The organism is Alcanivorax sp. 1008 (genome assembly GCF_020667895.1).
Classification (GTDB): Bacteria; Pseudomonadota; Gammaproteobacteria; order Pseudomonadales; family Alcanivoracaceae; genus PGZG01.
In genome coordinates this window covers 54,774-69,209 of the sequence record NZ_JAFMPS010000011.1, presented here as the reverse complement: position 1 = coordinate 69,209, position 14,436 = coordinate 54,774, and the positions used below count along the sequence as shown (strand labels likewise).

Here is a 14,436-nt window from a genome sequence, read left to right as displayed (position 1 = left end):
GTAAATGATGCAGGACTATGCAGCCCCCTGGTTTAGAGCGCGTCGTCTTCACGGTATTGATGACACCATTTACTTCGGCATGATTGAGCCTTCTGACGGCAAGCGTCATGTATTTTCTGTGCCTCATGAGCAGTGCGATGGGGTGGGCGCTTTCATGCAACTGCTGCGTCGCATCCCGGTGAGTGACTGGCGGGGCGTAACAGGTAAGAGCATGCCAATTCCCGGCTTCCTTCAGTGCTGGCGCGCACAGCAGCGCAAGAAGAAATTTGAAGCACCGATGTGGCGGAAAAGAGCGCTGGCAGCTGTTGATGCAAAGGATCAGTTTATTGCTGTTGAGTACTTTAGTGAGGAACAGACCAGGCGCCTCCGCCAGCAGGCAAAATCTGACTCTGTTCCGCTGAACGCCATGCTTATGGCGGCTTTGCACAATGTTGTTAGCGAGCAACTATTGGTTCAGGGTGGCGGTGGCTGGTTTGTCCCGGTGACGCTACGTGGTGCCTTAACTCTTCCCTCTGACGAAATGAACCATGCCAGTGGAATTTGCATTTCACTCACCGGCCGCACCGATGGCGTGGCAATCCAGCAGCAACTTTCTCAGGCGATACGTAATAACGAGCACTGGTGGATGTGGCATCAGGCACGGCTGGTGGCAACGCTAGGCGGTCAGTGGTTGGTTAATCGGCTATTGCCGCTTATGCAGCAGCGGCAACATCTTGGTTCATTTAGCAGTATGGGTGAATGGAGTATTGACTGGCAGGGCAGTGATTATCCGCTAGATACATTGATGTGGGCAGTCCCGCCGGGCAGCCCGGCTTATCCGGTGGCTGCTTGCTGGTTGATCTGTAACGGTCGCCTTGTGTTAATGCTGAAGCTCAATGCCGTGCTTGGTTTTGGAGCTGAGCGCTGCCAGTCGCTGATGAAAGACTGGGCCATCGCAATACGGAGCTCGTTGTCGAGCCAATTCGTCGGGCGAAATGGAGAGAAGTGTAATGCTTGAATTTTTTCGCCGGCGTTCGGCCATGTTGGTGGTCCTGGCGGTAACTGTAGCGGCGTTGCTGCTGATGTATGGCTGGTCCCCAAAGAGCGAGCGTGTAGAGTCTGTTGATGGTGCCCTGCGAGTCGATGTGGTCGGCGTACAATTTCTTGGTCAGCGTATTCCTGTGCTGCTTGAGGGGATTGCCAGTGCTGCGGATCAAGTGGTGGTTTTGGCCGAGGTGTCCGGCAGCGTGATTAATCGGCCTGATGCGTTGCGCGATGGAGGCGTGGTTGCAGAAGGCGAGTTGTTGTTGGAGATAGATCCGCAGAGCTATGAGCTGGCATTAGCGGAGCGACGTAGTCAGGTCAGCGCAGCTCGACTGCATCTCGCGGACACCCGGGCTCGGGCCAAGGTGGCCCGGCGAGTGAATGGTGACAAGGGCAATGATTATGCGCGCCTTGTACCCCATCTGGAGGAAGCAGAGGCGCGTTTGGCGGCTGCTCAGGCTAGTCTGACGCGGGCAGAAATGGAGCTGGCCAAGACCAGTGTTGAAGCCCCTTTTCATGGTCGGCTAAGAGATGTCAGGGCAAACCCCGGGCAGTTTGTTCGCGCCGGGGAGGCCATTGCTACCGTGTTCAGTACTGACCGTATTGAAGTGCGTTTGCCGGTGCGTGATGAGTGGCTTGCACTGCTGGAGCTACCGCTAAGTGGTGACGAGCAAGTTACTCCGGTGGCGACCCGTCTGCTCGGCAGATTTGCCGGTCGTGATGTGGTCTGGCATGGCCAGCTGGTGCGCCGCGAAGGCGGCATAAATCAAAATCGTATGCTGTATCTGGTGGTACAGGTTGACGAAGCGGACAAGGGTGAGGTGCCGCTTGAGCCAGGCGTGTTAGTTCAGGCCGAGATCGAAGGAAAATATCATCCGCATATTGCTTCGTTGCCGCGCTCGGTATTATCCGGCGGAACCCATGTCTGGCTGATAGATGATCAGCAGCAGTTACGCCGTCGCAAGGTGGATGTTATCCATCAGAACCGCGATCGCATTTATATCGGTGGCGGTTTGAAAGACGGTGATCAAGTTGCTCTAAGTGGTGCATCTCGCTGGTTGGAGGGAGCTCAGGTTATTCCTCTGCAGCGTGCGGTGGCCATCTCTCCCGGTGCACCCATATCGTCATCTGGCTCCGCATCGGTTGAGCTCCCATGAACGGCTCGGTTGCCTGGTTCGCCCGTAATCCAGCGGTTGCCAATTTGCTGATGGTTATGCTGCTGCTTGGTGGTTGGCTGGGTATGTCTGTGGTACGTCAGGAAACCCTGCCCAATGTACCACTGGATCGTATCGGTATTAGCGTGCAGATGCCTGAGGCCAGTCCCGCTCTGGTGGAAACATTGCTATGTGCGCCGGTGGAACAGGCAGTGGCGGGTCTGGAGGGACTAAGCGAACTCACCAGCGAAGCCTACGATGGTCTGTGCATGTTGCGCATGGATGTGCAGCAGGGATATCAGACGAGCAAGGTGCTTGATCAGGTGCGTACTGCGGTAGACGGTATTCGCGGGCTGCCGGTGCAGGCCAGTCGGCCGTTAGTGCAGGAGCTGATTGTCCGCAATCGGGTGATGCGGCTGTTGCTGGTCGGCGCTATGTCCGAGCTGCAACTGTATCAGCTTGCCCACAGGGTTCGTCAGGAGTTGCTGCGAGACGATAGCCTGAGCGTTATTGATATCGAGAACCTTCCTGCCCGCGAAGTTGCGCTGGAAGTGCGGCGCGATAATCTTCACCGGTTTCGCATGACGCTTGACGGTATGGCAGCTGCAGTACAGCACGCGGCCCGCCCGGTGACTGCCGGCGTTCTGCATAGTGCTCAAGGTGATCTGCTGCTGTCTGCCGGTAACCGGATCAGTAGCGGCGATGGTTACCTGGATTTACCGCTCCGCGATACCAGCGATGGTAGCGTGTTGCGAGTGTCGGATGTCGCCACATTGCATGATGGCTTTGAGCGTAGCCAGATTGCCGCGTGGCAAGATGGTCATCCAGCGGTGGCGTTGGACGTATATCGAGTCGGCTCTCAGCAGGTGTTGGATGTTGCTGATGCGGTGCAGCGCTATATGGGTAAGGCGAGTCTGCCTTCTGGGGCCAGTCTGGTGTTATGGGAGGACGATGCGGCGGAGTTTCGAGACCGTACCGCCGTCCTCTGGGACAACGGATGGCAAGGTTTGGTGGTGTTGCTGCTGCTGCTGTCGCTGGCACTGGGCGCCTACCTCGCTGGCTGGATTGCTTTGGGTATTCCGGTGGCCATGCTTGGCGCCGTGGCGGTCTTGCCGTTGATGGGGGAGTCCCTGAATACCATTTCCCTTTTCGCCTTTATTCTGGTGCTTGGCATCGTTGTTGATGATGCGATTATTGTCGGTGAACGGATTCACTATCGCCAACGCCTTGGCGAAACAGGTTTGGATGCCGCCATTAATGGTGCCAGAGATGTGGTCAAACCTGTCTGCTTTGCAGTACTAACCACGGTAATTGCCTTTGCGCCGCTATTGTTCTTGCCGGGGCCCGAAGGCGCTCTAATGCGAGTGGTGCCATTGGTGGCCATGGCGGTTCTCGCCCTGTCACTGGTCGAGTCCTTATGGATTCTACCGGCCCACCTTTCCAGCCCAGCACCGAAAGGAAAATTCTGGCAGCGCTCTGAGCAGCTATCGACGTCCTTTAATGAATGGCTTGACCGGGTGTTGGCACGCATATATCGGCCGTTAATGTGGCGAGCAGTTAACCGTCACGGTGTGGTTCTGACGGCGTTTCTATGCATGTTTATTATTTGTGTGGCACTGATCCACAGCGGCTGGGTACAGATGGTGCTGTTCTCTCGGGTCGAGGGGCCCAAGGTCGTGGCGGAAATGGTTTTTCCACGGGGTACTGCTGCTGCCCGCATTCAGCAAGAGGCGCTGATGCTGGAAAGCTCTGCCAGGCAGGAGGCATCCCATTGGCACCAGCAAGGTCAATCGCCACTGATCGAGTCTGTGCTGGTTGAGCAAGGGCTGCGACAGAAGGTATCCAATGCGGCAGATCCTGATGCAGCCATGCGGCTGCGCGTTACTTTGCGTTTAGCCGATGAGCGCACTGTGGGCGCCAGTGAGTTTGCCAATGCGTGGCGCGAGCGCCATGGCAGGGTATCGGATGCTTTGTCCCAGCGCTTTGACGCCAGTGTGCTGCAGACCAAGCCGGATGTTCATATTCATCTTTACCATGATGACCTCTCCCAGCTTGACCAGATGGCGGAGGCTCTGGAAGTTCGTATGCGTCAGTACGCGGGGGTGCATGAAGTGAGCAACAGCCTGCAGGCTCGGCGGCCGATTGTTGATATTGCATTGACGGACGCCGGTCGCCATGCGGGCTTGCGAATGGCTGATATCGGTAGCCAGATTCGCCATGCTTTTCAGGGGATTGAGGTAGATCGGCTGGCAGAGGCGGATCAGGAAATTCCGGTGGTATTACGGCTGGCGGGTGCTGACAGTGACAGTCTCTGGCAATTGGAGCAGTTGCCCGTATTTTTAGCGGATGGTAGCTGGGCGCCGTTGGGTGCGTTGGCGACGTTGAGCATCTCCGAAGCGCCGGCGGTAATCGGACGTTATGAACGGCGCCGCCATGCTGCTTTGACCGCTTTAGTTGATAACCATGTTACCTCGCCGTCACTGGTGATGGCTTCATTGCAAAACGATTTTCTTGATGGCATTGCTCAACAATGGCCCGGAGCTGACTGGGGCATAGCTGGCAAGCCACGGGCCATCCAGGAGTTTATGAATTATCTGAGTGTGGGCTACCTGCTTGCCTTGATGGGAATATTCTTTGTCCTGACGGTTTTGTTTAGCAATTATCGGCAACCACTGATGGTTATGAGCGCCGTACCATTTGGTATGGTCGGCGCCACGCTGGGACATCTTATTCTGGGTATTGAGTTGACGCTTTGGTCTATGGTCGGGGTGATTGCGGTGAGCGGTGTGGTAGTAAACGACAACCTGGTGTTGCTTGATGAAATCAATCGCCGCTGTGAGGAGGGTGAGCCCCTGGTGCAGGCGGTGGTTGAGGCCGGCGCTAGTCGATTCCGGCCAATACTGCTGACTACCCTGACCACTGTGCTGGGCGTGGCGCCGTTGATTATCGCTGACAGTGCACAGGCACGTTTTCTGCTTCCTATGGCTGTGTCTCTGGCGGCGGGTGTGATGTTCGCCACTCTCGTCAGCCTGTTGCTTGTTCCCTGTTTGATGGTGGCGGGAGCAGGTTGGCGCCAGCGCCTGATGGGCGAGTCAGCGGCTGCCGGTGGAGGGCCGGATGTTGAGGCTGCCTATACCGCCGGTCGTCAAGCGGGGCTTAGTGGAGGGCACCGTAACCCGTATACCGATCCGGTACTGCAGGCGGCCTGGGAGGCTGGCAGTCAGGACTCCGCTGCGGATCGGGCGGCCTGAGCGAATCAGAGGAGACCAAGGACGGGTTTGTGGCATCATGCCGGCATAGCTAAAAAAATGCTGGAGGACAGATGACACAACGAGTGACCAGTGCCGCACAAGCGGTAGATAGAGTGCTGGAAACAGTGGGAGGGGAGATCAGACTCGGGTTGCCTCTGGGGCTGGGTAAGCCGAATCGCTTCGTCAACGAACTGTACCGCCGTGCATGTGAAGATCCACATATCTCCCTGTCGATCTATACCGCCCTGTCGTTGGGCCGGCCGAAGGCTGGCAGCGATCTGGAGAAGCGTTTTCTCAATCCGTTTGTAGAGCGTGTCTTTGGAGATTACGAAGAGCTGGACTATCTGCATGATTTGCGTGCCGGCAAGCTGCCTGAAAATGTCATCGTCAGTGAGTTCTTTTTTCAGCCGGGCAGTATGTTGGGTAACGGCCACGCCCAGCAGCATTACATCAGCTCGAACTACACGCATGCGCCACGGGATATCAATCAGCGTCGCGTTAATGTGGTTGCACAGATGGTGGCTCCCATTGACGAACATAGCGTCAGCCTGAGCTGTAATCCGGAAATTACCCTGGATTTATTGCCCCTGTTGCAGGACCGTCGCGCAGCGGGCGAAGCCATTATGGTTATTGGGCAGTTAAATGATGAACTGCCAAAGATGACCGGCGATGCTCAGGTAAGTCAGGACTCATTTGATCTATTGATTGATGATGCTGCGGCACAGACCACACTATTTTCCACGCCAAACATGCCGGTGGACTTGCAAGATCACTTTGTCGGTTTACATGCCAGCAGTCTGCTGCGCGATGGAGGTCTGATTCAGATTGGTATCGGTTCACTGGGTGATGCTCTTGTGCACCATGCCTTAAAGCGAGCGCTGGACAACGATCGTTATCAGGATATTTGCGAAGCGGCGGGCATGGCCCGCTTTTCAGGCATCATTGATTCAACAGGGGGGCTGGGAGAGTTCCGCCAAGGCCTGTATGGCTGTAGTGAGATGGTTACGGCGGCGTTGCTGGCATTGTTTGATGCAGGGGTTATCAGGCGCCCGGTATATGACGATCTGGCCCTGCAGACGTTAATCAATGAGGGCTCTCTGTCAGAGCCACTTGGCCCTCATGCTATTGATGTGCTGCTACAGCGTGGCGTCATTCAGGCTGAGCTGACGGCCGCCAGTCTGGCTTGGTTGCAGCGCTTCGGGATTATCGATTCGCGCATTCAGTGTAACGCTGAAACGTTGCTACTGCCGGACTCTCGTGTGGTGCCTAATAACCTGAATGTCGGAGCAACTCGTGATGCGTTGGCTCCATTTATTGGTGAACGCTTGCTTGGTGGCACCCTGCTGCATGGCGGTTTTTTCCTTGGGCCAGAGGCCTTCTATGCGCGGCTTCGCGCATTGGACAAGGTGGAAAGATCGTCGGTCAATATGACCCGTATCAGTTTCGTTAATCAGCTTTATGGGGATGAGCAGCTTAAGCGAGCCCAGCGCCAGCATGGCCGGTTCTTTAATACTGCTTTTACCATGACTGCTTTGGGTGCAGGTGTAGCGGATCAGGTTGAGGACGGTCGGGTGCTCAGCGGTGTCGGTGGGCAGTACAACTTTGTTGCTCAGGCCCATGAGCTTGATGGCGGACGTTCGGTATTAATGCTGCGTAGCTGGCGCGAACGGGGCGGGGAAGCGGCTTCCAATATTGTTTGGTCCTATGGTCATAACACCATTCCGCGTCATCTGCGCGATATTGTCGTTACGGAGTACGGCATCGCTGATTTGCGTGGTCGCAATGATAGCGAAGTGGTTCAGGCAATGCTGAATATCACGGACTCACGTTTTCAGGAGGCACTGCTGCAGCAAGCCAAGTCTGTGGGCAAACTCAGCGCCGACTATCAGGTTCCGGAATTATTTAGTGCTAACCGGCCAGAGCGGCTATCTGAAGTGCGCCAGAAGTTCAGTGATGACGACTTCCCGATGTTCCCACTGGGGTGTGACTTTAGCGCCGTTGAACAACAGCTTATTGCGGCACTGGGATGGCTGAAAAGGAAGATGTCTCAGAAAGAGTATCTACAACTGGGGCGTGGAGCACTGAGGGAGGAGCGCGATCAAGTACAGCATTTTTCAGCCCATCTACAACGCATGGGGCTGACCGCGCCCCAATCCATGAAGGAACGGCTATACCGTCGTTTGTTGCTGGCTGCGTTAAGTGCTACAGCAGGATAGGCGGGCAGGGTGAGTTGCCATTTATTCGTCTGAATCCTGGTCATGATCCTGACGCCGGCGTCGCGGCTCCGGCACCGTTCGCCGGTTGCTGCGTCGGGACATGGCTTTCCAGAAGGGAATTCGTCTGGTCAATGACACCATGTCATCGACCGTGTCGCTGATGCCAGACAGTCGGTCCACCGTGTCACGCAGCCCGACCAGCTCGTCGACATGCTCCGAGATGCGGAATACCACCAGGTAGAACTCCAGCAGCGCTCGTAGAATTGATGCAACCACTAGAAAAATCAGTGGCGCCGGCAGAATCATAAAGCCGATTCCCAGCCAGATACTTTTCATAAACGCCAGTACGGTGGCAGTAAGAATGCTTAGTAGCAGGGCCACCAGCAGGATGCCGTAAACACCGGGGAGCACCTGCACAATCATGTACTTGTCGAACTTGAAGTTGAGTAGCTCGCGCCAGTACTGAACGCACCAAAACAGCATACGGCTATAGTTTTCCCGGACTCGAGTCACGCCGTGATCGATGTCTTTGGTTTGTTTGCCGTTTTTGTCGTTGTTGGGCTGCTCCGGGCTCACCATTTGGCGTATTGCTCCTCAACAAATCCGTTTAGTTGCTTTATTTCAACCGGCTCACGTCCGGTTGGGCGCAGTACACCCTGAAATTGACCGAACAATTGATTAAAGTTACTCGCAAACAGGCCCAGATTCATTTTTTCCTTGTGATTGCCTTGAGGTACGAAGGTTAGTTCAACCTGACCGTCCAGACTATCCACTTTCCAAGGCTGCATCAGGTCATCACGATTGTAGTCAAAGCGGACCGTGTCTACCTTGATCAGCTCCCCATTGAGCCATAGGCAGTTTTCGGTATAGCTGGTTTCATTGACCCCGCAGGACAGGTTTATGCCAACTAGTTGGCCCTGCTGGCGACCACTGAAGCAGGCCCAGTTCCAGAAAGTCTCGCGGCGCATAAAGCCAGCAGAAAAGTCATGGTGGCCACAGGCCCCGATTGTGCCCAGATCAAGAACCTCCTGCTCCAGACGCAGCTCTCCACTGACTGGCATGCCAGCGACTTTATTGGCATATACCCAGCCATTGATGCCTGCTCGAGTGCACAGGGACATGGGCGCGAAGGGGGGTGACTCGACCATCTGTGCATTCACTGACAGGGCTTTGCTGTCGACCTGCAGTGTCTTTACCAGTACGCCATTGTCGCGACGATAGCCGAGCCGGATATCTATGCCACGCTGCTGGAAGCGACTCTCGCCTTCGCAGGGTGAGTCGCTTAACTGCAATGCCCGGGATAGCGGCGAGCGCCAGGTATACTCCTGTAGCTTCTGGCTGCGAGCATCAAACACATAAACAAAGGCCAGGCCGAGCCAGGCAGTGTCTGCCAGAGCGCAGCCGATCAGTACCTGATCGCTTATCACGCCGAAGTACTGGAATTGCTTGTAGTTGAATCGTTTTCGCCAGCCCGGCACGACCGCGCCCAGGGCGTTGCGGTAGTCCGCCTGAAGTCCATTGATGCATGTCACGCTGCCCGGGAATATTCCCCAGTGTGGCGCACCTGTTGCATCAATTAGCTGATCAGGAGTGGCTGTATCGTCATGCTTCATGGCAGTTATAAATCCGTATAAAGGCCGGCTGACCTTAGTCAATCGCTGCCACACTGGCAAGTTGCAAAGGGCCCCATGTTCGGACAGCCGGTGACAAATAGCCGACAAACTTCGTTGGCTGTTGATGGGGTGGCCGTGCATGCTTGGGCAGCGGAATAGCGGAGGAGTCTGATGATCAAATTACGTGTTGCTCTAATCGCCCTATTGTTGATGTTGGCGAGCTGTGGCGAATATGCCGCGCCATCCGCCGCGCAGGCGGATGAAGCATCGCAGCAGCAAGAGTCCTGGCCGTTGGTGTGGCTGGTTGAAGAGGGTTCCTGCCAGGACACAGAAACCCGGGTGCTGGTCGAAAATGCCGCCAACCTGATTACTTGGGCTGATCCGGAAGCTTGCCAGCTGGCCGGTGGCGCATGGCAGAGCTGGGGCAGGGATGTTCAGTTGCCGCTTAGTCTGACCTGGGTGGTGCCACTGGTGACTCCAGCCCATGCCGTGCAGCATGGTGCCAAGGGATGGAGTGACGAGCAGAAGATTGCTTTCACTAATGACCACGACAATCTGATCATTCTGGATACGATATCAGCCAAGGAGCGTGGCGATCTCAGCCCCGTGTCCTGGGTGCCACTTGAGCGTTTCTGGTGTCAGTACGCAACCCGTTGGCAGCGGGTCAAGCAGCGTTATGGCCTGACTGTGGAAGAGGAAGAAGCGAAAGCATTAGCGCGGATGCTGGAGCAATGTGAAAGCACGCCGGACTGAGTACAGTTTCAGTCCGGTAGCATCTGCATAGGTGTCTCGGGGAGGCGGCTTTCACCCCAGCTTCCCTGAATCATCGCTATTACCCTATGTAGCTCTTCAGCACTGATTGCGGCTAACACCCCATGCTCCAGAGGATCGTAATGGAAGATGTAAAGACGCGAGGCAAACTCTTCAAATGGCAGTGATGCCTCGCCATACCGTTCGCCCTGACCGGCAGTGCTGACAACAACGCCATTGCCCCAGTCCTGACCGCTGTCATTATTCGGGTTGTAGAAATACACCCTCATCACGCTTTCCTGGTCCAGACCGACTCGCAAGATGGTTACCGCATGCCAGCCAATAAATCTCGCTGCGCTATCGGTGACGGCAATGCCGGCTGGCTGTGGATGAATCAGCGGCTGATTGCCGTTGTAGAAGGGGTGATAGCTGGCATAGAAGTGGCGCAAAAAAGTTTCAGTTTCGAGCAGCAGGCCGGTTTGCACATCAACGCCAATACGAAAGCCACGGCCGGTCCACCAGCCATGAAACTCGGGGTTGATCCAGCGATGCGGGTCGCCAACGCGACCAATACAAAGCCGGCCCATTTCCGCGTAAATGCGATCAAGATGCGGCACCACTACCATGGACACCGGGTCAAGATCGATCGGTGCTGCTAATGCCACGCCGGTGCCGGCAAGCCGTGATGACACAGGTTGGCCTTCAAAGTGCATGATGATCTCGTCGTCACGGGCGGCCCAAGCTACCATTTGCAGCAGGTAGTCCGGGTCGTTGCAGGACCACATGGACAAGGCGCGCGCTGACTGACAGGTGGGGTTGTTGCCCTGGCCGACACCGAGCGGCTGACCGAGCATGCATAAGACTCCTTCCATCAAGCGTGTTTCTGCTGGCACATCAGGCAAGGACACCAGTGCCAGCCGATTGATGGCCTCTGGGCACAGCTGCAGTCTCAGTTGTCGCCACAGGGCAGGAGCCAAGGGGGCTTGATAGAGAATGCCGCGCTCAAGCATTAGCGCCAAGCCGTAAATTGACTGAGGTGTTTGCGGGGTAACTGCCTGATGAATAAGAGCGTGCACTAACTGTCTGTAACACAGCATGCAATCACGACCGGTGCTTGACAGGCCCAGCGCATCGGCGAGCAGATTTTCCTGATGTTCCAACAGATGCAACAGCAGCAGCGTGTGATATGCGGACACGAGGCCCGTGTCGTGCATGGACCGGGCAAAGCCTGATGCCTCAGTTTGCAAGGTCATCTCGTCCATGGTTGCCAGCCGCTCTTGATAGACTTCTAGCCCAGGGTCCTCTCGGCTTGCCCGGGTCGGGCCGAACAGACTGCTCACCAGGCGGTCTGCACCAGCGCCGGTCAAGGCAATTTCCGGGTCATACTGGCAGGCGGCAATCCGCGTAATCATCTGTTTTGCCGGTCCGGTTTGGATGGGGCGTTGTTCAAGTACACGCCAGATTTCACCGATCAACTTATCTACAATCTGCTCGTAACCGATGTGGCTTGCGAGGTGCTCCAGTAGGGCATGTGGTAAAAATGTCAGACGACCCTGATGCAGCCGTCGCGCCTCATCTGCTGGGTTAAACAGCAAGTCCAGATTGATGGCGAGGATCTGCGTCAAGTACTGGTTGGCGTATTCCGCTGAGATCAATGGGTGGCGGTATTTACCACGGGCCACCGCCAGCAAGCGCAGATCGCTTAATGTTTCAATCAGCAGAATATCAACACCGCCGGTGAGCGCATGGCGGGACAGGGGCGCCACCAGATGTTGTGGTGCCGCCCAATCCGAGCCAAGAAACACGCCCGCATTTTCCAATGCCTCGGCGCGTGCCTCGATGACTGACAGGCCGTCGTGATGCAGCAGTACCCGACGGCAAGTGTCCAGTACTCTCGGCAGCTTTCCCGCTTTGGCAAAGTCGCGCGCTGCTTCCAGCAATCCAACGGCCTGATCAAGCTTGTCGATCAGGTGTGCTGGCGTTGAGGTGTCACTGCTTTCATTGCTGTCTTTGCTACTGACATCTGTCATGCAGTGGTCCTTGGCAATGCATCGTCAAAGATAAAAGTCCAGTTCTTCCTGATGCTTAAGCAGCTTGTGCAAAGTATCTGCGTCGTCACCGACAAAATACACTAGCCCCCAGTGAGTGCCAAACGCAGTACGTTTGGTGACGGTTTCTTCCAGCGGTGGAGTTAACTCATGGGACTCGAAGTAAGCATGGGACTCGGTCTCCTCCGGAATCTGCAATGTGCTGACAACCCTGCGACGAGGATAGACGCCGAAGCAGCCGGCGTACCCCTTGGCGTCCACTACTTCGCGGGGGAAAAATTCGCGCACTTCTTCATCCGTGGCCTTGGGGTCAAAGCATAAAATCAGTGCTTGATAGGCATTAAAGCCATACACCCGCTCTAGCAGCTCAAATACCTTGAAGCCCGGCGGCCGATAGGCGACCTCACCAAAGTACATCTCGCCGTCGCTGGTGACGAAGTACTCCGGGTGAATAAAGCCGAACTCAATATCAAAGGTACGAATCAGCTTTTCAATCTGTTGCCGGATCTGAGGTCTGTACTCCTCCAGAGCTGGAGAGGCTGGGACATATACCGAGTATCCGAGAGTGACGTACTCAGAAATGTTGAGGAAAGCAATCTTGCCATTGTGAATCCAGGCTTCCACCGCGAACTCCCAGCCATCAAGATGGGATTCCATCAGAGCCGGAAACTCCTCTTCGGGGATGGCATCTACGTCGTCTGGCGTCCGAATTACCCTGTGGCCAAGACAGCCAGCCTTGTCAAAGGCCTTGAAGTGAATCGGGTCATTGGGATCGCCATCTAGCTTGAGTAGTGTCTGGTTGACTCGCTTGAGGAAACGGATGACATCGTCACGGTCATGGGCTTCTTCGAAAATTCCGACTCGAATGCCACCCAGCTGAGCGCGACGCTTCATAAGTGATTTGTCACGCATCAGCATGGATTGGCCGAACAGACGGGGGTTGTTCATTAATACGGAGTTGATGGCGCCAGCCCACTCCACCGTCTCTTCAAATAAAGGGATGGCTGCGTCAACACCCAGATCACGTAGTTTTTCTGCAATTTCCATTGAGCGATCATTTAGTCGCTCAAAATTCCAAGGCAGATAGGGAATGTTATGTTCCGTGCAGTACGGCTCTGCCCAGTCAGGGGCGACTACAATATAGCGCCGATCAAAGTTTTCGGCGGCCTCAACGGCATTGAGACTCCAGCCAAGAAGAGCAATATATCCCTTGTTGATGTCCTTTTTTATAGGTGCTGTCACGGTAGGCTACCTCGTTCGTAGGTGAGTTAGTCTCCTGATCGAGTTCGCTAAAACGGTTGCCAGAAGGGTGCCCATTGGGCCGAGAGAGATGAACGAAGTGGTAAAAAAGCACGTTTTACAAAGCGCTTACCCCGTCATCGGATTGGCGAAGTCTAACATACTTCACGTGGATCAGCATTTCAGGCAGTGTTGAGTGGTAACGGCAGCGCCAGACTTTCTGATCGATTATTTGCGCACTCCTTTGCGGAATGCGCAAATATAGGCGGTCAAATGTCGTGATGCTGTGGGCCATTCACCAGCTGCATCTGCGCATACTGGCAAACAGTAACCAGTTGTTCTGCGCTCATGCCGGGAATGACTTTATCGATTACCGTATGGGTGGCTTTGCGAGTTGTAGCCACGCCCACTTCTGAAACTTTGCGCATAATGGGGCCAAAGCGCAGCAGCTTCATTGGCTCTTCAAAGTACCAGTACAAAGCGATATCGGTGAGCTGGTGAAAGTATTCTAGTAATGCTGGCAGAGCCTGCTGACCCTGACCACTTACACCCATCTCAAATGCCTTGCGCCCCTTGGCGGCCATCATTTCATTTAGAGGAAAGGCCACGTACCAGATTTCTTTACCACCTTCCTCCAGTTTAAAGCGCACGGTATCCATATATTCCGCCGCACGACGATTCTGATCAATATCCAACTTGCGAACAGTACTCTTGATCACGAGGTGTGTAGCTTTATTGATGGTGTCGACGGTGAATTGAACCACCTTCTGAGTTGATGGTGGCAGTCCAGCTTGCTCGGTAGGAATAATGAAAAAGTTATGCAGTACTTCCTGCATAAATGTGGACATGATTTTTTCGATTGTTTCAGGTTCAGGTTTTGATGCGCCACCACGCATCCGGCTAATGAAGCTATCGGTGGTCTGATGCAGTGTGTCGCTGGACCGGAAGGCTACCCAGGTAGTGTGATCGGACATGCAATTCCCCGTTCTTGTTGTTCGCTGACTAGCGGCATAATAGCTGCGCCGGGGGGTTACGCCAAAGCCAATCCGGCCAGATGCGCGGGCATATCGGTCAATTCAGCATCACTTCCCTTGGCTGGCAGAATGCCTGATCATGCGCCCTTGAATAGTGCAGGAGAGTGA

10 protein-coding genes are annotated in these 14,436 nt (G+C 55.1%); 5 read left to right on the top strand and 5 right to left on the bottom strand.

The annotated features are described in order from the left end of the window. Positions 1 to 4 precede the first annotated feature (4 nt). The 4 genes from J1C54_RS12405 to J1C54_RS12390 all read left to right on the top strand — a co-directional run bounded on the left by J1C54_RS12405 (position 5) and on the right by J1C54_RS12390 (position 7,644). Positions 5 to 997 (top strand): hypothetical protein, encoded by a 993-nt coding sequence (locus tag J1C54_RS12405; RefSeq protein ID WP_229148303.1) that lies wholly within the window; start codon positions 5 to 7, stop codon positions 995 to 997. After that, positions 990 to 2,180, top strand: coding sequence for an efflux RND transporter periplasmic adaptor subunit (locus tag J1C54_RS12400; protein WP_229148302.1), 1,191 nt, complete (start codon positions 990 to 992; stop codon positions 2,178 to 2,180). Before J1C54_RS12405 ends, J1C54_RS12400 begins: the two co-directional genes overlap by 8 nt. Beyond that, positions 2,177 to 5,428, top strand: coding sequence for an efflux RND transporter permease subunit (locus J1C54_RS12395; RefSeq protein ID WP_229148300.1), 3,252 nt, complete (start codon positions 2,177 to 2,179; stop codon positions 5,426 to 5,428). The genes J1C54_RS12400 and J1C54_RS12395 overlap by 4 nt, the downstream gene beginning before the upstream one ends. 71 nt (positions 5,429 to 5,499) lie before the next feature. After that, positions 5,500 to 7,644 (top strand): acetyl-CoA hydrolase/transferase C-terminal domain-containing protein, encoded by a 2,145-nt coding sequence (locus tag J1C54_RS12390; RefSeq protein WP_229148297.1) that lies wholly within the window; start codon positions 5,500 to 5,502, stop codon positions 7,642 to 7,644. Between the two features lie 21 nt (positions 7,645 to 7,665). Here J1C54_RS12390 and J1C54_RS12385 read toward each other — a convergent pair whose 3' ends face one another. Both J1C54_RS12385 and J1C54_RS12380 read right to left on the bottom strand, forming a co-directional pair. Further along, complete coding sequence (locus J1C54_RS12385; RefSeq protein WP_229148296.1) at positions 7,666 to 8,223, bottom strand: DUF4282 domain-containing protein; 558 nt, start codon at positions 8,221 to 8,223, stop codon at positions 7,666 to 7,668. Continuing rightward, positions 8,217 to 9,257 (bottom strand): DUF2804 domain-containing protein, encoded by a 1,041-nt coding sequence (locus J1C54_RS12380; protein WP_229148295.1) that lies wholly within the window; start codon positions 9,255 to 9,257, stop codon positions 8,217 to 8,219. The genes J1C54_RS12385 and J1C54_RS12380 overlap by 7 nt, the downstream gene beginning before the upstream one ends. A 171-nt stretch (positions 9,258 to 9,428) precedes the next feature. Between J1C54_RS12380 and J1C54_RS12375 the strand changes: the two genes are divergently transcribed. Further along, positions 9,429 to 10,010, top strand: a complete 582-nt coding sequence (locus tag J1C54_RS12375) for a hypothetical protein (protein ID WP_229148294.1) — start codon at positions 9,429 to 9,431, stop codon at positions 10,008 to 10,010. Between the two features lie 8 nt (positions 10,011 to 10,018). Here the strand turns inward: J1C54_RS12375 and J1C54_RS12370 are convergent, their stop codons facing one another. From J1C54_RS12370 to J1C54_RS12360, 3 genes are all read right to left on the bottom strand, one after another. After that, a complete protein-coding gene (locus tag J1C54_RS12370) occupies positions 10,019 to 12,037 on the bottom strand; it encodes a hypothetical protein (RefSeq protein WP_229148293.1) in 2,019 nt (672 codons plus the stop codon). Positions 12,038 to 12,061: 24 nt separating this feature from the next. Continuing rightward, positions 12,062 to 13,285, bottom strand: a complete 1,224-nt coding sequence (locus J1C54_RS12365; RefSeq protein WP_229148353.1) for an ATP-grasp domain-containing protein — start codon at positions 13,283 to 13,285, stop codon at positions 12,062 to 12,064. 278 nt (positions 13,286 to 13,563) lie between these two features. Then, positions 13,564 to 14,268: a hypothetical protein gene (locus tag J1C54_RS12360; protein ID WP_229148290.1), complete on the bottom strand. Its 705-nt coding sequence runs from the start codon at positions 14,266 to 14,268 to the stop codon at positions 13,564 to 13,566. Positions 14,269 to 14,436 lie beyond the last annotated feature (168 nt).